At 71.6% G+C, this 18,976-nt stretch carries 22 protein-coding genes; 8 read left to right on the forward strand and 14 right to left on the reverse strand.

Features of this window, described 5'->3' with window-relative positions; all coding sequences use genetic code 11:
* Positions 1–47 precede the first annotated feature (47 nt).
* Positions 48–533 carry an NUDIX domain-containing protein gene (locus tag ACODT5_RS19125; protein WP_422520522.1) on the forward strand — a complete coding sequence of 162 codons (486 nt, stop codon included), beginning with the start codon at positions 48–50 and terminating at the stop codon, positions 531–533.
* Positions 534–586: 53 nt separating this feature from the next.
* Here the strand turns inward: ACODT5_RS19125 and ACODT5_RS19130 are convergent, their stop codons facing one another.
* The 4 genes from ACODT5_RS19130 to ACODT5_RS19145 all read right to left on the reverse strand — a co-directional run bounded on the left by ACODT5_RS19130 (position 587) and on the right by ACODT5_RS19145 (position 3,052).
* Positions 587–853, reverse strand: coding sequence for a GlsB/YeaQ/YmgE family stress response membrane protein (locus tag ACODT5_RS19130; protein WP_385369891.1), 267 nt, complete (start codon positions 851–853; stop codon positions 587–589).
* Between the two features lie 95 nt (positions 854–948).
* A complete protein-coding gene (locus ACODT5_RS19135; RefSeq protein ID WP_422520523.1) occupies positions 949–1,266 on the reverse strand; it encodes a hypothetical protein in 318 nt (105 codons plus the stop codon).
* 5 nt (positions 1,267–1,271) lie between these two features.
* Positions 1,272–2,147 carry a DMT family protein gene (locus ACODT5_RS19140; RefSeq protein WP_422520524.1) on the reverse strand — a complete coding sequence of 292 codons (876 nt, stop codon included), beginning with the start codon at positions 2,145–2,147 and terminating at the stop codon, positions 1,272–1,274.
* Positions 2,144–3,052, reverse strand: a complete 909-nt coding sequence (locus ACODT5_RS19145; protein WP_422520525.1) for a phosphatase PAP2 family protein — start codon at positions 3,050–3,052, stop codon at positions 2,144–2,146. The genes ACODT5_RS19140 and ACODT5_RS19145 overlap by 4 nt, the downstream gene beginning before the upstream one ends.
* 206 nt (positions 3,053–3,258) lie before the next feature.
* Here ACODT5_RS19145 and ACODT5_RS19150 point away from each other — a divergent pair, with 206 nt between their 5' ends.
* Positions 3,259–3,909 (forward strand): TetR/AcrR family transcriptional regulator, encoded by a 651-nt coding sequence (locus ACODT5_RS19150; protein WP_422520526.1) that lies wholly within the window; start codon positions 3,259–3,261, stop codon positions 3,907–3,909.
* Between the two features lie 202 nt (positions 3,910–4,111).
* Here the strand turns inward: ACODT5_RS19150 and ACODT5_RS19155 are convergent, their stop codons facing one another.
* Together ACODT5_RS19155 and ACODT5_RS19160 are read right to left on the reverse strand one after the other, a co-directional pair.
* Complete coding sequence (locus ACODT5_RS19155) at positions 4,112–4,648, reverse strand: TerD family protein (RefSeq protein WP_422520527.1); 537 nt, start codon at positions 4,646–4,648, stop codon at positions 4,112–4,114.
* Between the two features lie 134 nt (positions 4,649–4,782).
* Positions 4,783–5,967 (reverse strand): hypothetical protein, encoded by a 1,185-nt coding sequence (locus tag ACODT5_RS19160; protein ID WP_422520528.1) that lies wholly within the window; start codon positions 5,965–5,967, stop codon positions 4,783–4,785.
* Positions 5,968–6,218: 251 nt separating this feature from the next.
* On the opposite strand from ACODT5_RS19160, the gene ACODT5_RS19165 reads away from it, so the two are divergent.
* Positions 6,219–7,034: a glutamate ABC transporter substrate-binding protein gene (locus tag ACODT5_RS19165; RefSeq protein ID WP_422520529.1), complete on the forward strand. Its 816-nt coding sequence runs from the start codon at positions 6,219–6,221 to the stop codon at positions 7,032–7,034.
* Here ACODT5_RS19165 and ACODT5_RS19170 read toward each other — a convergent pair.
* The gene (locus ACODT5_RS19170) at positions 7,018–7,998 is read right to left on the reverse strand and encodes an SMP-30/gluconolactonase/LRE family protein (RefSeq protein ID WP_422520530.1); all 981 of its coding nucleotides are present in this window, start codon (positions 7,996–7,998) and stop codon (positions 7,018–7,020) included. The genes ACODT5_RS19165 and ACODT5_RS19170 overlap by 17 nt on opposite strands.
* 126 nt (positions 7,999–8,124) lie before the next feature.
* Positions 8,125–8,697, reverse strand: a complete 573-nt coding sequence (locus ACODT5_RS19175) for a DJ-1/PfpI family protein (RefSeq protein WP_422520531.1) — start codon at positions 8,695–8,697, stop codon at positions 8,125–8,127.
* A gap of 261 nt (positions 8,698–8,958) precedes the next feature.
* Here ACODT5_RS19175 and ACODT5_RS19180 point away from each other — a divergent pair, with 261 nt between their 5' ends.
* The gene (locus ACODT5_RS19180) at positions 8,959–9,771 is read left to right on the forward strand and encodes an endonuclease I family protein (protein ID WP_422520532.1); all 813 of its coding nucleotides are present in this window, start codon (positions 8,959–8,961) and stop codon (positions 9,769–9,771) included.
* A 15-nt stretch (positions 9,772–9,786) separates the two neighbouring features.
* Here the strand turns inward: ACODT5_RS19180 and ACODT5_RS19185 are convergent, their stop codons facing one another.
* From ACODT5_RS19185 to ACODT5_RS19200, 4 genes are all read right to left on the reverse strand, one after another.
* Positions 9,787–10,227: a GNAT family N-acetyltransferase gene (locus ACODT5_RS19185; protein ID WP_422520533.1), complete on the reverse strand. Its 441-nt coding sequence runs from the start codon at positions 10,225–10,227 to the stop codon at positions 9,787–9,789.
* Between the two features lie 79 nt (positions 10,228–10,306).
* Positions 10,307–11,977: a beta-N-acetylhexosaminidase gene (locus ACODT5_RS19190; RefSeq protein WP_422520534.1), complete on the reverse strand. Its 1,671-nt coding sequence runs from the start codon at positions 11,975–11,977 to the stop codon at positions 10,307–10,309.
* A 60-nt stretch (positions 11,978–12,037) separates the two neighbouring features.
* Entirely contained in the window at positions 12,038–12,472 is a 435-nt protein-coding gene (locus tag ACODT5_RS19195) for a GlcG/HbpS family heme-binding protein (protein WP_422520535.1), read from the reverse strand.
* Between the two features lie 46 nt (positions 12,473–12,518).
* Positions 12,519–13,754 carry an MFS transporter gene (locus tag ACODT5_RS19200; protein WP_422520536.1) on the reverse strand — a complete coding sequence of 412 codons (1,236 nt, stop codon included), beginning with the start codon at positions 13,752–13,754 and terminating at the stop codon, positions 12,519–12,521.
* 236 nt (positions 13,755–13,990) lie between these two features.
* Here ACODT5_RS19200 and ACODT5_RS19205 point away from each other — a divergent pair, with 236 nt between their 5' ends.
* Together ACODT5_RS19205 and ACODT5_RS19210 are read left to right on the forward strand one after the other, a co-directional pair.
* Complete coding sequence (locus tag ACODT5_RS19205; RefSeq protein ID WP_422520537.1) at positions 13,991–14,446, forward strand: MarR family winged helix-turn-helix transcriptional regulator; 456 nt, start codon at positions 13,991–13,993, stop codon at positions 14,444–14,446.
* Between the two features lie 355 nt (positions 14,447–14,801).
* Positions 14,802–15,344, forward strand: a complete 543-nt coding sequence (locus ACODT5_RS19210) for an RICIN domain-containing protein (RefSeq protein WP_422520538.1) — start codon at positions 14,802–14,804, stop codon at positions 15,342–15,344.
* Between the two features lie 192 nt (positions 15,345–15,536).
* On the opposite strand, the gene ACODT5_RS19215 is transcribed toward ACODT5_RS19210, so the two are convergent.
* Together ACODT5_RS19215 and ACODT5_RS19220 are read right to left on the reverse strand one after the other, a co-directional pair.
* Positions 15,537–16,067 (reverse strand): hypothetical protein, encoded by a 531-nt coding sequence (locus ACODT5_RS19215; RefSeq protein WP_422520539.1) that lies wholly within the window; start codon positions 16,065–16,067, stop codon positions 15,537–15,539.
* A gap of 67 nt (positions 16,068–16,134) precedes the next feature.
* On the reverse strand, positions 16,135–16,419 hold the full coding sequence (locus ACODT5_RS19220; RefSeq protein WP_422520540.1) for a hypothetical protein: 285 nt from the start codon (positions 16,417–16,419) through the stop codon (positions 16,135–16,137).
* A gap of 359 nt (positions 16,420–16,778) precedes the next feature.
* Here ACODT5_RS19220 and ACODT5_RS19225 point away from each other — a divergent pair, with 359 nt between their 5' ends.
* Both ACODT5_RS19225 and ACODT5_RS19230 read left to right on the forward strand, forming a co-directional pair.
* Positions 16,779–17,660 carry a helix-turn-helix transcriptional regulator gene (locus tag ACODT5_RS19225; protein WP_479685665.1) on the forward strand — a complete coding sequence of 294 codons (882 nt, stop codon included), beginning with the start codon at positions 16,779–16,781 and terminating at the stop codon, positions 17,658–17,660.
* A 97-nt stretch (positions 17,661–17,757) separates the two neighbouring features.
* Positions 17,758–18,777, forward strand: coding sequence for a helix-turn-helix transcriptional regulator (locus ACODT5_RS19230; RefSeq protein WP_422520542.1), 1,020 nt, complete (start codon positions 17,758–17,760; stop codon positions 18,775–18,777).
* Positions 18,778–18,976 lie beyond the last annotated feature (199 nt).

An 18,976-nucleotide genomic window follows, 5' to 3' on the forward strand; every position in this document is an offset into this window, starting at 1 on the left:
CCTGCCCCATGTCTCCGAGGGGCCCAGGCCCGGACGGAGGTGGAACGGTGTCCGTATGGCTCCCGCCCGCCGAGTACGTCGAGACCATCGCCCGGGCGACCTCTTACGCCTGTCTCTACTTCACCGACACCGCCGGCCGCCCGGTGCAGCTCCGTGCGACGTACTCCACGGAGACCTGGCAGTGGCCGGGCGGGAACATGGACCACGGCGAGACGCCCTGGGAGTGCGCGCTCCGGGAGTGCCTGGAGGAGACCGGCATCGTCTTCGAGGGCGAGCGGAAGCTGCTGGGCACGCAGTTCATCGCCCACCGGGGCGAGGACTGGCCCGCGAACCACGTCGGGTTCCTCTTCGACGGCGGCACCCTCACCGACGAACAGATCGCCGCCATCGTCCTCGACCCCGAGGAGCACAGCGAGGTACGGGTGCACTCGGTGCGGGAGTGGGAGGCGCTCATGAGCCCCTCGAACTTCGCGCGCCTGCGGGAGATCGACGCGGCCCGCCGTACCGGCACGGTGGCCTACATGGAGGTCTGACCCCGGCCCCCGGACCGAACCCGCGGCCCCGGCCCCGCCCCCCGGACCGCCGGTCAGTTGCGGGAGTTGCCGAAGATGAGGCGGTAGGCGATGAGGAGGACGAGGGAGCCCGCGATGGCGGAGCCCCAGGTCGCGAGGTCGAAGAAGTCGTTCTGAATGGACCGGTCCAGGAACTTCGCCGAGAGCCAGCCGCCGGTGAAGGCGCCGGCGATGCCGATGAGGGTGGTGCCGATCAGGCCGCCCGGGTCACGGCCGGGCAGCAGGACCTTGGCGATCCCGCCCGCCAGCAGTCCGAGGATGATCCAGCCGATGATGCCCATGCCCAGTCACTCCGCTTCGATGTGCGCGCGTCGTCGTGCGCGCGACGTCCGTTCAGGTCTCACAGGGGGAGACGCGTGAACTGGGGAAACGGTTCTCAGCCAGTGCGCCGGGACACGGGAACGGACCTGAGCGCGGCCACCGCCACCAAGCCCAGCACCGCGCCGCCCGCCGCCCCCGCCAGGAATCCGCCGCGGGAGCGCCAGGACAGCACCGACCACGCCGACTGGGCGGAGGCGAACGAGCCCGCGCTCAGTACGGATCCCACCGAGGCGGCCGACAGGGCCGAGCCGATCGAGCCGACCGACAGCACGCTGCCGACCGACCCGATGGACAGGACGGAGCCCACCGAACCGATGGAGAGGACCGAGCTCTTGGAGCGGAACGAGAGGAAGGAACCGTCGTCGGCAGCCATGCGGCTCATGCTGCCACACCGGCCATCGGCGCGGCCTGAGCCGGAACGGCCGGCGCCGTCTGCTGGGCCGACGTCCGCGTGAGCAACAGCACGCCCCGGGCCGCCGCGAGCGCTCCCGCCACGGCCAGCAGGACCCCGAACGCCCCGCCCTGGATGCGTTCGCCGAGCAGGATCATCCCGATCGCGGCCGCGGCCAGCGGGTTGGTCAGGTTGACCACCGCGAGCGGGGCGCTCAAGCCGCCCCGGTAGGCCCTCTGGGACAGGAGCATCCCGCCGACCGCGAAGACCACCACGAGCAGCGCCACCGAGACGACCCGGACGCTGAGCAGGGATCCGCCGCGGCCACCCGCCACGGCGACGGTCTGGGTCAGGGCGGAGGCGGCCGCGGAGGCCAGCCCGGACGCCGTCGCGTGGCGCAGCCCCGAGCGGGCGTCCTTCCGCGCGGTCAGCAGCATGATCACCGCGGCCGTGGCCCCGGAGACGGCGAGCGCCTCGGTCAGGGTCAGGGTCTCGTCGGGGGACGGGCCGGAGGCGGGCACCAGGAGCAGGCCGAGGCCGACGACGGTGGCCAGGGTCCCGCGCCACTCGCTGGCCACGACCCTCCGCCCGGCCCCGCGCGCGCCCAGGGGTACTGCGGCGACGAGGGTGAGCGCGCCGAGCGGCTGGACCAGGGTGAGCGGGCCGTACCGCAGGGCGGCGGCGTGCATGAGTGCGGCGGCGGCGTTCAGGCCCGCCGACCACCACCAGGCGCCGTTGCCGAGCAGGGCAGCGGTGCTGCGGGCGACCTCGCGGCGGGCGAGGCGTTCCTGGGCCACGGCGGCGGCCGCGTAGGTGACGGCCGCGGCGAGGCAGAGCAGGACGGCGAGGAGCGTGGAGTTCACCGGACCGCTCCTACGGGCGCCATGGGGTCTGCTGGGTTTACGGGGTCCACAGGGTCCATGAGGTCCACAGGCTCCGCGCATGCCGCACCCGGGCCCGCCCCGGCCGGTACCGGCGCCGGTACCGCGCGCTGACCCGGCACGCTCCGCCGGGCGACGAGCGAACGGCCGACCGGGCGCGGGACCAGCAGCAGGGCGGCCCCGAGGAGCAGCGTCGCGACGATGGCGTCGAGCCAGTAGTGGTTGGCCGTGCCGACGACCACGAGCAGGGTGACCAGCGGGTGCAGCAGCCACAGGGCGCGCCACCGCGAGGAAGTTGCGGCGATCATTCCGAGGGCCAGCATCAGCGCCCAGCCGAAGTGCAGGGAGGGCATGGCGGCGAACTGGTTGGCCATGGTGTCGGCGGCGGGCGCGGCCCCGTAGACGGTCGGTCCGTAGACCTGGCCGGTGTCGATCAGGTGCGCCGCGCCCAGCATCCGCGGAGGTGCGAGGGGGAAGGCCAGGTGGAGGACGAGGGCCGCGCCGGTCAGGACGGCCAGGACCCGGCGGGCCCAGAGGTACTGCGCGGGGCGGCGTACGTAGAGCCAGACGAGGAAGAGCACCGTGGCGGGGAAGTGCACGGTCGCGTAGTAGGTGTTCGCGGTGTGCACGAGGGTGTCGCCATGCAGGAGGGCGTCGCCGTGCAGGAGCAGTCGCTGGACCGTGCCTTCGTCGGGCAGGTGCAGGGTGCGCTCGGCGTCCCAGATCCGGGTGGCGTTGCGGAAGGCCTCGTCGGTGCGGCCGGTGGAGAGCGTACGGCCGCACTTGTATACGGCGAAGAGGCCCGCGACGAGCAGGAGCTCGCGTATGAGGCGGCGTCGGGCCCCCGGCCCGGTGCCGGCTCCGACGGGTGTGGTGTGGGAGGTCATCCCCCGGTCTCGCTTCCTGTACACAGCTACGCGGCTCACAATCGACACACCAGTGTATCGATACATTCTCGTATCGATACGAGTGTGTACCGATACGCTCGCGTTCCCGTAGACTTTCACTAGAGGCTGCTGCGGAGCGAACGAAATATCGCCGCCCAGCAGCAATCACGTGACGCGCAGCACGCAGCACCGAGGAGAGCAGCCCCATGACCTCGCCGACGCCGGAAGCCGCCCCGGCCCCCGCGCGCCGCTCCAAGATCACCCCGGAGCGGGAGCAGCAGCTCTACGACGCCGTCCTGGATCAGTTGCGCGAGGACGGCTACGAGGCGCTGACCATGGAGAAGATCGCCGCCCGGGCCACCTGCGGAAAGTCCACGCTCTACCGGCAGTGGAAGACCAAACCCCAGCTCGTCGCCGCCGCCCTGCGCGCGGACCGGCGCGGGACCCTCGCCGCGGTGGACACCGGAACCCTCGCGGGCGACCTGCGCGAGGCGGCCCGGATCGCCGCCTGCACCTCGGGGCGCGACACCCGGCTGATGCAGGCCCTCGGGCACGCGGTGCTGAGCGACGAGGAGCTGAAGGCGGCCCTGCGCGGGGCTCTGGTGGAGCCCGAGCTGGCGGCGTTCGACTCGATCGTGGAGCGGGCCGTGGCGCGGGGCGAGCTCGCCCCAGGGCACCCGGCCGTGGAGTTCCTGCCGGCGCAGCTGATGGGCGTGCTGCGCATCAGGCCCGTCCTGGAGGGGCGCTACGCCGACGCCGAGTACCTCGTACGGTTCGTCGACGCCTGCCTGCTGCCGGCGCTGGGCGCGGTCCCGCCGGAGGCGGAGCGGGCCGGCCCCCTCGACCGGACCCCCTGAACCAGCGGGCCGCCGTCCCCGATGACCGGGCGGCGACCCGCTCGCGCTGCCTCGTGGGGACGGTGGCAGCGCAGCCCCCGGACCGGGCGGCGGGCACTCCCTCGCGGAGTGACCGCCGACCGGTCCGTGCGGCGTCCGGCCGGACCGCCAGGCCGTCGCTTTCGGATCTTGGGCCTGTCGCGCTCCGGCCCGCGCGGCCGGTTCAGCTCCGGGCCGCGCCCATCGCCCGCGCGAACTCCTCGGGATCGGCGTCGAAGCCCCGTAGGGCCGGGTCCAGCGACCAGACTCCGGCGGCGTCGCGGGTGAACTCGGCCACCGTGACCGCGCTCGCCGCGGCGAAGCCCGTGAGGTCGTCCACCACGAGATCGGTGTAGCCCTCCCGGATGCGCAGTCCCTTGCCCGCGACGCCGGCGAAGGTCAGCGCCTGGCCGCCGGCCGGCCGCTGGATCACCACTCCCACCACGACCCGGGTCAACGCGTCGGCGATCCGGTTCAGTTCGATGGTCATCACCTCGTCGAAGCCCAGCCCCAGCCCGGTCCTGCTGTCCCGGTTCAGCGTGATGGTGCCGTCGGGCGAACGACTGCCGAAGTGCACCAGGTGGGCAGGCTCCCCGTACGGGTCCGCCGCGGCGTACACCGCGGCCAGCAGGTCGAGGTCGTGGACGGGCGCTCCCGCCGGACTCGGATCCCACCGCAGCGCGATCTCCACCTTGGCCAGGCCCTTGCTTACTCCACTCACCGAACTCCCCCTCCGACCACCGTGTATTGCCCGCCCATGCTGTCACGGGTCCCGCCCCGGGGCTCGAACGACCGTACGTTCCCGGCCAGTTCCGGGGGCGGGCGAAGGCTGCGGGGCCGGCGGGGCGGGTCCGGCTACCAGTCGCCGTCCTGCACCGGCTTGCCCGGCCGGGGCCCGTTCCCCAGGGGTGCGACCTGGCCGGGGGCCGGTTCCGCCCACGGAGCCTCGTCCGTACCGAGCCACTCGCCCACCGGCTGCACCTGGCCGAGGGTGCCCGAGGGAGCGAGGTCGGCGCCGCCCTCGTCGTAGTAGTCGAACCACGGCAGCCCGGCCTTGGTGTACGCGGCCCGGTCCACCGGCGAGGGCGGCGGCTCCTCCCCCGTGATCCGGCGCCACTCGGGCGGGGTGACCAGGTGGACGAAGACCCGCGCGGCCGGCTCGGCCGCCCATTCCTTCGCCTTGCGGTCGTCGCGGTACACCTCCTGCCGCATGGAGCCGCCGACGCCGAGCCCCATCGCCCGCGCCGCCCGCGGGGCCGGCCCGCCGCCCGACCGCCGCAGCGGACCCCCGGCCGCGGCCGCGGCCGGGGCCGCGGGCGCGCCGGGAGGCCCTCCCACGGGCCCGCCGGGCGCCGGGGCCGCCATCGGCGCCGGCATGGCCATCGGCATCCCCGGGGGCATCGCCGGTGCCGCTCCGTAGCCCCCGCCCGTGTGGCCGCCCTGCGGAAGGATTCCGTACGGCACGCCGCCGGCCCGGCCGGGACCGGCCGCGCGCGCCCGCTCCTCCTCACGCCACCGCTCCAGCGCCTTCGCGCCGAGCGGGAAGGCCTGGAGCTGCACGCCCCCGGCGGTCTCCTCGCCGGTGACCTGGCCCTCCACGGTGGCGCCGAGCCCCAGCGGGACGGCGACGAACTGGCGGACCGTACCCGTGCCCGAGTTGATCCCGTCCAGCCACGGCTGGCGCGGCAGCACGAGGTAGTTCTGCGGCCGGCGCCCGAGCACGCCCGTCCACCGCTCGCCGGAGACGGCGCACACCTTGCCGACCCCGACCTGCAGCGCGGTGGGCTCCCGGGTCCCGCCGAAGCTGAGCCACATCGCCTCGCGCAGGTACACGGGGAGCATCACCCCGCCCTTGGCCAGCCAGTCCGCCGGAACCGTGTCCGGATAGTCCTCCACGCGCCGCAGCGGAAACTCGCCCAGCCCCGGGGGCAGATTGTGCGTACCGGTCTCCGGTAGCCGCAGCGTCCGCATGAAACGGACCTGCGCCCCCTCGCCCAGCAGCAGTGCGTTCCCCTCGACCCGTACCCCGCCCTTGGCCACCTGACCGGCTCCTCTCCCGTTCAAAGCCGGATCCGCCGCAGGATCTGCCGCCATTCCGGATCGTTACCCTCAAGATTTGCTCAGATGTCGTGACACTGCGCCCGACGAGTTCCTAGCTTCCTCATATACGCGTCCACCAGCCTCCGCGGTTCCCCGCGCCCCGGCCCGGTCCCGGTGCGCTCCGCGCGCTCCCGCGCGGCTCGGCTCGTCCGCGACCCCGCGTATCCGCGTACCCCAGGAAAGAGTGCAGCATGAAGGTTCCCAAGGCCGGCGCCATCGCCGCAGTGGTCGGTCTCGCCCTGACCGCATCGGCGTGTGGCAGCGACGACGACCAGAAGACCTTCTCCGTCGGCATCAAGTTCGACCAGCCGGGCGTCGGCATGCGGGAGCCCGACGGCAGCTTCACCGGTTTCGACGTGGACGTGGCGACGTACATCGCGAAGGAGCTCGGCTACTCGGCGGACCGGATCACCTTCAAGGAGGTCCTCAGCAACGACCGCGAGCTCCTCATCGAGTACAACGAGGTCGAGATCGTGGCGGCCAGCTACTCGATCAACGAGAAGCGCAAGCTGAAGGTCGACTTCGCCGGGCCGTACTTCCTCGCGCACCAGGACCTGATGGTCCGCGCCGACGACGCGACCATCACCAAGGCCGAGGACCTCAACAACGCCAACAAGCGGCTGTGCTCGGTGACCGGCTCGACCTCGGCGGAGAACGTCAGGAAGAACCTGGCCCCCAAGGCGAGCCTCCTGGAGCTCGGCGGCTACTCCGAGTGTGTCGTCGCCCTCAGGGACGGCCTCGTCGACGCCATCACCACGGACAACTCCATCCTGGCCGGTTACACCGCCCGCAAGGGCAACGAGGGCAAGTTCCGGCTGATCGGGCTGAGCCTGAGCAGCGAGAACTACGGGATCGGCCTGAAGAAGGGCAACACCGAGCTCCAGGTCAAGATCAACAACGCGCTCCGCAAGATGGTCGAGGACGGCACCTGGGAAATGGCCGTGAAGAAGAACTTCGGCCCGGACTACAAGTACGAGGCCGCGCCCGCCATCACAACGGGCAGCTGACGACCGTCGAGGCGGTGGCCGGGTCCGACCAGTCGGCGTCGAAGCGGGCGTTGACCACGTAGAGCCGGCCGCCGTACACCGCCGCCGTCGTCGGCTCGTCGAAGCGCGGGTCGGTGATCCGCTTGACGAAGCGGGCCCGGCGGCCGTCCCCGCTCAGGGTGAACACGTCCACGGCATAGGCCCAGTTGCGTACGACGTACAGCGTCCGCCCGTGCAGCACGAGCCCGTCGCCGTTGCGCACGGAGCCGCCGTCGAGCACGGTCCGGGTGGCGGCGCCGGTGCGCGGGTCCACGCGGAACAGCGCCTCGGCGGTGTCGTGCACCACCAGCAGGGCCTGACCGTCGGGGGTCCGCTCGATCCCGTTGGCACCCCAGTACGCGCCGCCGGGCGGGACCGGGTCCCACTCGCCGCCGAGCCGCAGGGCCCGGGGCGCCGCGCCGGGGCCGGAGAGGTCCCGGCCCAGGGGCAGGAAGTACAGGACGTCCGCGAAGGAATCGGTGAACCAGGCACCACCGCAGCCGACGACGGCGTCGTTGACGAAGGCCGTGCCCGTCGCGGCCTGGTGGGTGGCCAGAACCCGACCCTCCCGGGCGTCGACCACCCGGATCTGCCCGCTGGCGCCGCCCGCGACCAGCAGCCTGCCGTACGGGTCGAGCCCCAGCCCCACCGACATGGGGCCCTCGCCCCGGGTGATGATCCGCCCGGCGCCGGTGGCGAGGTCGAAGCGGTAGACCGAACCGTCGAGCAGCGAGCCCGTGTAGGCCGTGCCGTGTGCGGAGACGGCGATCCCCTCGGGCTGGAAGCCCGCCGGGATCGCCACCGTGTCGGGCCGCGGCGGCCGGACCGCCTGCTGCGCCGGGGCTTCCTGCGCCTGGGCGAGCGGCGCCCCCGCACCGACGAGCGCGGCGCCTCCCAGCACCGCGGCCGCACCGATGAACCCGCGTCGTCCTATGCTTCCCGTCATGACTGACCCTCTCAACTGCCGTGCGCAACAGGTGGGTTGACTCGCACACTTGACTGGCACACCCCACCACATCGATGGCGCCCCGGCAGTCCCCGGTCAGGATCTTTCACAAGGGGACGGTGAAGCTCAGCCCTGCGAAACCGGGGCCTTGACGCGCAGGACGGTCAGGAACTCCCGCATCCAGGCGGAGTGGTCGGGCCACGCACGGGCCGACACCAGCGTGCCGTCGACCACGGCCTCGGAGTCCTCGAACACGGCTCCGGCCGCCTTCATGTCCAGTTCCAGCGCCGGATACGCCGTGACCCGGCGGCCGTCGAGGGCGCCGGCCGCGGCGGTGATCAGGGGGCCGTGGCAGATCTGCGCGATCGGCTTGTCGGAACCGGCGAAGGCCGCCAGGATCCGCCGCACCTCGGGGTCGTTGCGCAGGTACTCGGGGGCGCGTCCGCCGGGTACGACCAGCGCCGCGTACGCCCCGGGGTCCACGTCGGCGAAGGCGATGTCGGCGGGCCAGGTGTAGCCGGGCTTCTCGGTGTAGGTGTCGAAGCCGTCCTCGAAGTCGTGCACGACGAACCGCAGCTTCTTCACCGCCGGCGCCGCGATGTGGACCTCGTAGCCCTCCTCGATGAGGCGCTGGTAGGGGTAGAGGACTTCCAGAGACTCCGCCGCGTCGCCGGTCACGATGAGGATCTTCGGTGCCATGGGCTGCTCCTGGTAGGGCTGTTCACGGTGTGGCCTCCGTTACCGTGCCCGCGCCGCCCGCTCCTGCATAGGGATTCTTGCGCCAATCACCCGCACGAATCACCTGCACGGATCCCCCGCATGACGCGCGTAGAAAATCCCGCCTCCCGACACGTGCTTTTTACCTGTAGGGCACATGACAATGTGAATCTCGCTCTGCCACCTGATGCCCCGCCAATTCCCCGGGCGGGAGCGGTGCGTGTGGAGAGGTACCCCCACGTGATGAGAATCTCGCGCCTTACTCCCTGGGCAGCCGGCCTCGCGGCCGTGTCCCTCATACTGCTCCCGGCCTCCGCCTCGGCGGGCCAGCAGAAGCAGGCCGCCCCCACGGCGGCTTCGGCCTCCGTCGCCGTCGACACCTACTACGCCACCGCCGAGGGCAAGACGGGTGCCGCGCTCAAGACGGCGCTGTACAACATCATCAAGACCCAGTCCAAGGTGAACTACGACGGCGTGTGGAACGCCCTGAAGAACACCGACCAGGACCCGGCGAACTCCAACAACGTCATCCTGCTCTACTCGGGCCGCTCACAGTCGAAGTCCACCAACGGCGGCGGTGTCAACGACTGGAACCGCGAGCACGTCTGGGCCAAGAGCCACGGCGACTTCGGCACCGCCACCGGCCCCGGGACCGACCTGCACCACCTCAGGCCCGAGGACGTCACCGTCAACAGCACCCGCGGGAACAAGGACTTCGACCTGGGCGGCGGCCCGGTCTCCGAGGCCCCCGGCAGCCTGACCGACGCCGACTCCTTCGAGCCGCGCAACGCGGTCAAGGGCGATGTCGCCCGCATGCTGCTCTACATGGCCGTGCGCTACGCCGGCGGTGACGGCTTCGCCGACCTCGAGATGAACGACAAGGTCAACAACGGCAGCGCGCCCCTCTTCGGCAAGATCAGCGTACTGAAGCAGTGGAACCTGCAGGACCCGCCGGACGCCTTCGAGCAGCGCCGCAACCAGGTCATCTACGACACCTACCAGCACAACCGGAACCCGTTCATCGACCACCCGGAGTGGGTCAACTCCATCTGGTAGACGGCCCCCCGCGACCTACTGCACGCCGAGGGCCATCCACTTCTCCGGTGCCGCGAGCGGCTCGAAGCCGGCCTTCGCGTACACCTCGTGGGCGTCCGCGGTCGCCAGCAGGATCCTGCGCAGCCCGTACGGGGCGAGGTGGTCCCGTACCGCCCCCGCCAGGGCGGTGCCCAGCCCCTTGCCCCGTACGCCCCGGTCCACGTACACGTCGCAGAGCCAGGCGAAGGTGGCGCGGTCGGTGATGACGCGCGCGTAGGCCACCTGGAGGCCGGACACGGCTTCGTAGACCCCGTAGTTGAGCGACCCCTCGATGGCGGCGTCCTGCTTGTCCCGGCTCCGCCCGAGGGCCCAGTAGGCGTCCTCGGACAGCCATCGGTGGATCAGCTCCCGGTCGAGGCGGCCGGGGTCGGTGGAAATCTCGAAGCCCTCGGGCGAGGGCAGCGCGCTGTCGTCCATGCCCGCATCAAAGCAAAGCGGACGGGTCCCGGCCAGCGGGTTTCGGCCTCCGGGACGCCGCCCTGCCACAGCCGCCCCGCTACAGCCGGTCGGCCAGGGCCTTGAAGGCCGGCCAGTCCAGTGCCGGGGTGCGGGAGTCCCAGACCTTCTGGGACAGGGCCGCGAGCGGGAGCCGGATGCCGGCCGCGACCTGGGCCTGGGTCTGGGCTCCGGCCAGGTCGCACCAGACGGCGAGCCGCGCACCCAGGATCTGCCCGGCGTAACGCGCGGGCACGGCCGTGGTGCCGCGCAGCACGAGCGGGGTCCACTGCTCGTAGATGCGCCGGCCGTCGGGATACGTGAACTGGTTCGGCTGCCCCAGCACGTAGTAGAGGTACTCGTCGTTGAGGTTGACGACCTTGCGGCCCTCCCGCAGGTACTCCAGCGGCGGCCGGGCCCCGTTCTCCTTGCCCGTCCAGTACTCGACCTGGATGTCCCGGGCGGGCTGGGCGATCCCGCCCGTGAAGAAGCCGTCGTTCCAGGCCGCCGGCGCCCGGCCCGCCGAACGGACCACGTCCGCCCGGTCGTTCAGCCAGCCCGTCGCCAGGTCCTGGACCCGGGCGGTGGGCCCGTACCGCTGCCGGGCGGCGGCGGTCAGCTGCGGGAAGGAGGTCTGCGGGTCCCGGTAGACCAGCGCCTGGTACTCGTCGGCGCCCAGGTTCCAGAGGGAGCCGGGGAACAACGGCAGGTATTCCCGCAGGAGTTCGTCCACGAGTTTCGCCGCGGCCGGGTTCGCTATGTCGACCGCCCCCTTCACCGCCCTGCCCTGCACGTCGCGCAGTTGCAGTGCGGGGTGGGCGCGCAGGACCGCTCCGAGGTGTCCCGGCGAGTCGATCTCGGGGACGACCGTGATGTGCAGCCGGGCGGCGAGCGCGGTGATCCCGCGCACCTGCGCCTTGGTGAGGTGCGGGGTGGAGACGATCTCGGGGTGGGTGTCGGACTCGATCCGGAAGGCCTGGTCGTCGGAGAAGTGCAGGCCGAGCTGGTTGAGCTTCAGGTCGGCCATCTCGCGCAGCCGGTCCTCTATCCAGTCCGGGGTGAAGTGCTTGCGGGCGATGTCGAGGTTGAGCCCCCGCTGCGGTTTGGCCGGCGCGTCGCGCACCGTGCCCTCCGGGGCCGAACGGCCGCCGCTCACCTCCTGTTTGAGGGTGCGGGTGCCGTAGAACACCCCGGCCTGGTCGGGTCCGGTGATGCGGACCTGCCCGTCGCTCACGGTGAGGGTGTACGACTCGGGCGCGCCGGAGCCCTTCGACCCGAGGGCCAGTTCCACGTCGCCCTTGCGCGGGGTGTCCGACTCGGCGAATCCGATCCGCAGCTCCCCGGCCAGCAGCTTGCCCTCGTCCGAGAGGGCCGCGCTGTCGGCCGGTGGTACGACGACCCGTGCCTCGGGGCCTGGCCGCCAGCCGGGGCCGCGGGCCGGCACGTGTTCCCGTACGGCCGGGACGTTGCGCGGGGCGGTGGACAGCGGATGGGTGGGTGTCGGCGTGGGCGCCGCGGCTTGCGGGGTGGAGGGGGTGGCGGCGGGAGTGGAAGGGGCCGTGGCGGGGGCCGTCGAGCTCGGCGGGGTGCTCGCCGCGGCCGGGGCCGGGGCGTCCGCCGCGCCGGACGTGCCGGACGCGCAGCCCGGGACGGCGACAAGGGTGACCAGCGCGGCGACCGTGGCCGTCGCGATCACGTGGCTGCGCCCGTACCGCTTCGTCTGCTTCATCATCCACCTGACCCCCGTACCAACGTGGCACGGGGGACAGCGGTGCGCGACCCGGGCGGGGGATCAGACGAGCGTACCGAGGGCCGTCTCGGCGAACCCGTGGTCCTGGGCCGGGGCTCCGCCGCCGACGCCGATGGCTCCGACGAGGCGGCCGTCACGGTGGACCGGCAGCCCGCCCGCGATGAACAGCAGCAGCCGGTCCAGGGCGGTGGGCAGGGTGTGGAAGGGGCCGCCGGGCTGGACGGCATCGACGAGATCGGCGGTCGGGGCGTCCAGCTGCAGCGCGGTGAAGGCCTTGCGGGTGCTGGTCTCGCCCGAGATCAGGACGGCCCGGTCGTCGCGCCGGAAGGCGAGCGGGTGGCCGCCCGCGTCGAGCACGGTGACGCTGACGGCGACCCCGGCCGCTTCGGCGGCGGCCGTGGCGGCGGCGACGAGCGTCCCGGCGTCCGCGGTGGTCAGGGGGGCGACGGCCGTGCGGGTGGGGGTGGGGGTGGGCATGCGGGTCTCCTGTGACGTGTGGGGGGTGCGAGGGGGGTGTGGTGGATCAGTGGTGGGCCGGGACGGCGGTGGTGGTCGCCGCCGCCGGGGCGCCGGCCGCGATGACCCGGCTGCCGTCTTCGCCGCCCGCGCGGGTCCGCGTACGCCGTTCCAGCGCGCCGGAGACCAGGGCGAGGGCCAGGGCGGAGGCGGCCAGTGCCGCGCCGACCCAGTTCGGGGCGGTCCAGCCGAGTCCGGCGGCGATGACGAGCCCGCCGAGCCAGGCGGCGAGGGCGTTGCCGAGGTTGAAGGCGCCGATGTTGACGGCGGAGGCCAGGGTGGGGGCGCCCGCGGCCTGGTCGAGCACCCGCTTCTGCAGCGGCGGCACGGTGGCGAAGCCGAGGGCCCCGATGAGGAAGATCGTGACGGCGGCGCCCGCCCGGTTGTGGGCGGTGAGCGTGAAGGCGGCCAGGACCACGGCGAGCGCGCCCAGGGAGGTGTACAGCATCGGCATCAGCGCGCGGTCGGCGAAGCGGCCGCCGACGAGGTTGCCCGCGACCATGCCGAGGCCGAGGAGGACGAGCAGCCAGGTGACGGAGGTGTTGGCGAAGCCGGCGACGTTGGTCATCATCGGGGTGATGTAGGTGATGGCGGCGAAGACCCCGCCGAAGCCGAGGACGGTCATCCCCATCGCCAGGAGCACCTGGACGTTGCGGAACGCGGCCAGCTCGTGGCGGATCCGTACGCCCTCGGGGCGCGGCAGGTCGGGGACGAGCCGGGCGATGCCGAGCAGGCCGAGGAGGCCCAGCGAGGCGACGATCAGGAAGGTGACGCGCCAGCCGAGGTGCTGGCCGACGAGGGTGCCGAGCGGGACGCCCACGACGTTGGCCACGGTGAGGCCGGTGAACATCATCGCGATGGCTCCGGCCTTCTTCTCGGGGGCGACGAGCTCGGCCGCGACGACGGCGCCGATGCCGAAGAAGGCGCCGTGGGCGAGGGAGGCCACGACCCGCCCGGCGAGCATGACGCCGAAGGCGGGGGCCAGTGCGGAGACCACGTTGCCCACGATGAACAGGCCCATGAGCAGCATCAGCATCCGCTTGCGCGGGATGCGGGTGCCGAGGACGGTCATCAGCGGGGCGCCGAGGACCACGCCGAGGGCGTAGCCGGCGACCAGGAAGCCGGCGGTGGGGATCGAGACTCCGTACGTACCGGCGACCTCGGGGAGCAGGCCCATGATCACGAATTCGGTGGTGCCGATCCCGAAGGCGCCGATGGCGAGTGCGAGGAGTGCGAGAGGCATGAGGGGGGTGCCCTTCAGGGGAGGGTGCGTGTGCTGCGCGGCCGGTGTCCGCGGGGTCCGGGCCGACCGGCCCCCGGCGGGGCGGGCGGTGCTGACCACGGCGCTATCGACCGGGTCGGTATTGACCACGGCGGGTTGCCTGCGTCCACATTAATTGCAGACGCGGGATATTTGCAAGCGCGGGCAATTGCAGACGTGCCCTATCCTGGAGTCACACGCCTTCGAGGAGGAAGCCCATGACCGCCACGGACAGCGCACTCACCGCCCTCTCCCAGGGCTGGTGCGCCCTCTCCCTCCTGCACGGGCGGATCGAGACGCACATCGAGCGCGCGCTCCAGGCGGGACACGACCTGAGCGTGCGCGAGTACTCCCTGCTCGACGTGCTCAGCCGCCAGCACAGCGGCCCGGGCGGCCACCTGCGCATGCACCAGGTCGCGGACTCGGTCGTGCTCAGCCAGAGCGCGACGACCCGGCTGGTCAGCCGGCTGGAGGACCGCGGGCTGCTCAGCCGCTACCTGTGCGACACCGACCGCCGGGGCATCTACACCGAAGTCAGCCCGGCCGGCCTGGAGCTCCTGGCCGAGGCACGCCCCACCAACGACACCGCCCTGCGCGAGGCGCTGGACGAGGCGGCGCGCAATCCGGAACTCGCCCTGCTGGTGGCCGCGGTGAAGAACACCCCGGCCTCCTGAGGCCGCCCTCGGCAGCAACCGGTCTCGCCTTCTTCGGTGCGGGGCCGGCCGGGACGCGCGAGCCGTGACACCAAGCTGTCAGGACCGGTTGGTGTCACCCGCGCCCCCTTCCTGGCCGTCCGGCACCCCGAAAGACTGCGGATCAGAAACGGCCGCGAGCCCGGCACACGACGTGCGCTTGGTTCTCACGCCCCCTTGCCATCGGTTTCCGCGCAGCGCAGTCACGTCCGAGACGGGTCCGCCGTAGGTCCACCAGCCACCGGCCCGACTCGCATCCCGGGCTGTTCTGACGACCCGGCCCGGTACCGCTCGGCGGGCAACAACTCAGCCAGCTCCAGATACGAGGGAAACGAACGTGTCTTCGACAAAGAACCGCATGCCGCGCTTGGTCCTCGCCGGCCTCCTCACCTTGGGGACGACCCTGGGGATCGGGTGGACGGCCGCGACTCCTGCCGCCGCCGCCGCTCACACCTGCTCCAACGGGTGGCAGCCCACGACGTGGCAGAACACGGCCGGCCTCGCGTACCTCAACGTGCGGGGCGCCGGCGGAAAGGGGGCGCAGGTCATCACCTGGAGTGCGAGCGGCGAATCCCCGCACACCAACGAGAAGTGGTGCCTGGAACGGGCCTCCGAAGGCGGCTGGTACTTCCACCCGAAGTACGCCAACAACCTCTGCCTGGACGTCCCGGGCAGCAACTACTCCTCCGGAACCGGGCTCGTCATGTGGGACTGCAACGGACGCAAGAACCAGCGCTTCTACGTGACGGTCCCCTCAGGACAGACCAACCACCTCATATGCCCTGTCGGTTCTTCCTCGACCTGCCTTGCCGCGCCTCACATCGAGGAACAGGTAGTCCTGAAATCCCCCTCGTACGACAACAGGACGTACTGGTACTGAGCCGGCACCGCGTCACCGCGTCACCGTGTCCGCGCGTTCGGGCACGGTGACGCGGCGGTCGCGGCTATGCCGCCATGGCAGCGGTGAGGGCTGCCCTTCTCCTCATGGCCATGGGCCGTCTCCGGTCAATGAGATGGGGGACAGCAGGGGTGCGGGCAAGGTGGCCCGCACCCCTACGGTGTGCCTGGGAGGTCAGGAGCTGGCCGAGCTGGTGCAGGCGGCGCTGCCGCCGCAGAAGGTGACGTCCCAGTGGTTGCTCTCGCGGGCGTAGACGTTGCCCGCGGCAGAGCGGTAACGGGCCGCGCCGTCGCCGCGGTTGGCGATACGGGTGAAGCTGCTCGTCACGTAGTTGCTCACGCAGCTGGTCGGGCTGAAGTCGATCTTGTAACCGTTCCAGTGGCTGTAGGTGCCGCTGGCGTGGCCGGTCTCGGTGCCGCCGGTGATGGTCAGCTGGCAGTTGCTCGCGTTGCGAAGGACGATGGTGTCGCTGATGCTGGCCGAGTTGACCTGCTCCAGCGAGGTGCAGGTCGAGACGTTGCGGTTGCTGCAACCGCCGCTGGAGACGACGCTGATGCCCCCGTTGGCGTTGAGCTTGCTCATGGCTGTCGAGTGGCTGAGCTTGGTGACCGCGGCGCTGGCGGTGCCGGGGGTGGCGACCAGGGCTGTGAACGCGGCAGCGCCGGCGATGGTGGTGACGAGGGTGGTTCGGAGTCGGTTGCGCATGGTGAGAGGTCTCCTCAGGAAGGTGTCGACAGGGGATGTCCGGCGCGTGCATGCGGTGGTACGCGTGTCACGGTGCACGCTCGTGCGCGGTCCAGCCGGCCAGGGCGGGTGCGCCGGCGAGGACCTTGCGAATGATGCGGTGACCGGACTGCGCGGCGTGCTGCTCGGTGTTGGCGAGGAGGAACAGCGCGATGTCCAGCCGGCCCTCCTCGGACCGGGCGTACACGTGCTCCAGACGGTCCGCGGGCGCTACGGTCGCCCAGATGATGTCCGTGACCTGGTGACGGTCGATGTGGCGCTCGGGATGTTCGGGTGGCGGTGCCAGGGAGATCAGGGTCATGACGAGGTGCACGACCCCGCTCAGTCCCAGATCAAACCGAAGAGGATGAGAAACATGACATGCCTCGTTTCTGTCCGTCGAGGGTGACGGCCGGGCGGTCTTCAGGAGACGGGCCCGCCGTGTTCATGAGGTAGAGCTTTCCTGTCGATACGGGCTCAGGGAAGAGAACCTTGGTGACATCAACCGCTCCGGACAGCTTGGTGTCAGCCCCCATGGTCGCAGCGGTGGTCCGGGCCGCTGGAGGACCTCGTAGGAATCCGGCCAATCACCACGCTGACCAGGTGCGTCGCCACTTCCGTCAGCTAGGGTCGGCGCCACGCAGCAGGACCTGACGGTGTCCGCCTGACCACGGGCACCGGACTCGGGGGGCCATGGAAACGAGCATCGAACAGCCGCCGACCGCCCGCGAAGGGCCGGCGAGCTTCAGGTCCCCTCCCGGCCCCTCCCTTCGGGGAATGGTTCTGGGCTATCACGGCTATCGACTCCCCCACGGGTTCTCCCGCTGCCGTCTGGAGGTCCCCGACGGCGTGGTGACCGTGGTCGTCAATCTCGCCGGCGAGCTGCACCTCACAGCGGGCGGTGAGCGCGCGGGGGCCTCCTCCTTCCTTTCCGGCCTGCGCACCACCCCGACCCGCGGGACGCACGCGGGGGGCCTGCAGGGCATCGAGGTGACGTTCAGCCCGCTCGGGGCGTACCAGGTCTTCGGAATCCCCATGAGGCAGTTCACGGAGAACTTCGTCGACCTGGCCGACATGCTCGGCCCGACGGCACCCGACCTGGTGGAACGGCTCTGCCATGCACGCTCATGGCCCGAGCGATTCGCCCTCCTCGACGCCGTGTTCTCCGGGCTCAGCGAACACGGCGGCGTCGTCTCACCCCAAGTCCGTTCCGCTCTCGCCCTGTTGCGCACCGACAGGCAGCCCGAGGCGCTCGCCCGCATCTGCCGGGAGGTCGGCTGGAGCCCACGCCATCTGCGCTCCAGCTTCAGTCAGCAGGTGGGGCTGTCCCCCAAGGCAGTCACCCGTGTGGCCCGGCTGCAGCGCGCTCTGCGGCTGCAGACCATGGGGCTGGACGGGGCGCGGGTAGCCGCGTACGGCGGATTCCACGACCAGGCACACTGCATCCGCGAGTTCAAAGCGATGACCGGGCTCACCCCTTCGCGCTTCGCCCTCCTACGCGCCGGGCTGCCGGCGGGCTCCCCTCTCGACCGGGTTCCGGGCAGGGTGACCAGCCTGCTCCTCGAGGGAGGCTGACAGCCGTTTTCTACAAGACCCGGGGACCGATGTGGCACACGCTGCTGTCCGCGCGGAGAGCCAGTTCACCGCGGCACTTCGACACGGGAGGAGCGTCATGCTGTCCGCACTGGGGCTCGACGCAGCAACGGAGGCCGTCTACCGGCTGATGGCCTCCCGGCCCGAGGGGTGGGGGGTCGAGCAGATCGCCGCCGATCTCGGATTCGACGAACCACAGGTGAGAGACGCGCTCGACCGGCTCGCCAAGCTCGCCCTGCTGAGAAGGTCCGTGGAAAGCTCGGGGAGCTGGCGGGCGATCCACCCCTCGATGGGGCTGCAGCTGTTACTCCGTCGTCAACAGGACGAACTGGACCAACGAAGACGCGAGTTGGAAGAGCGACACGCTGCCGTCGGCCGCATGATCGCCGATTTCGCCGAACCGGCCCCCGAACGCATCGGGCTCGACAGCGAGCGGCTGGACGGCATGGACGCCATCCAGGACCGTCTGGAGCAGATCGCCGAGCGGGCCACCACCTCCGTGTGCACCTTCATGCCCGGGGGCGGACACTCCGAGGCATCCATCGAGGCGGCACGGTGCAACGACGCCCGCGTCCTGCAGCGGGGCGTGGCGATCCGGACGGTCTGCCTGGACAGTGTGCGCAACAGTGCGCCGACGCTCGCCTATGCCCGGTGGCTCACGCAGGCCGGTGGAGAGGTACGCACTGTCCCTTCCTTGCCGCTCCGGATGATCCTGGTCGACGGCGCGAGCGCATTGGTGCCGCTCGACCCGGCCGACACCCGGCGCGGTGCCGTCCTGCTGTACGCGGCGGGTGCCATGGCAGCGCTCGCGACCCTTTTCGAGCAGGTGTGGGATGTCGCACTGCCTCTCGGAGCGGAACGGGAGAGACACCGCCACACCGGCCTGACCGCCCAAGAACGCGAGTTGCTGGTCCTGCTGGCCAAAGGCCTCACCGACGAGCGGGCTGCCGGCAGGCTCGGGGTGTCCCTGAGCACGGTCCGCCGCAGCATGGCATCGATCATGGAAAGGCTCGGCGCGCGGAGCCGCTTCGAAGCCGGGCTGCGCGCCGCCCAGGCGGGATGGCTCGAGGAGAGCGCCGCGCCGGCCGTACGCGGCTGAACACGTAAGACACGAACGCAAGGCTCCGACCCCCACCCCCGTGCATGCGCACGGGGGTGGGGGTCTTTCCTGTCGACGTGACGCAAATCGGCTCCCGGCACTTCTCCGTGCGCGCAGAGCGCCCCTTCCAGCCGTATGCACTCACTTTCCCCGCGCCGCATTGCGGCCGTCCGTTGCCCGGGGCCGACATCAACCGCTC

It is taken from the genome of Streptomyces tatrensis (assembly GCF_049310065.1).
Taxonomy (GTDB): Bacteria; Actinomycetota; Actinomycetes; order Streptomycetales; family Streptomycetaceae; genus Streptomyces.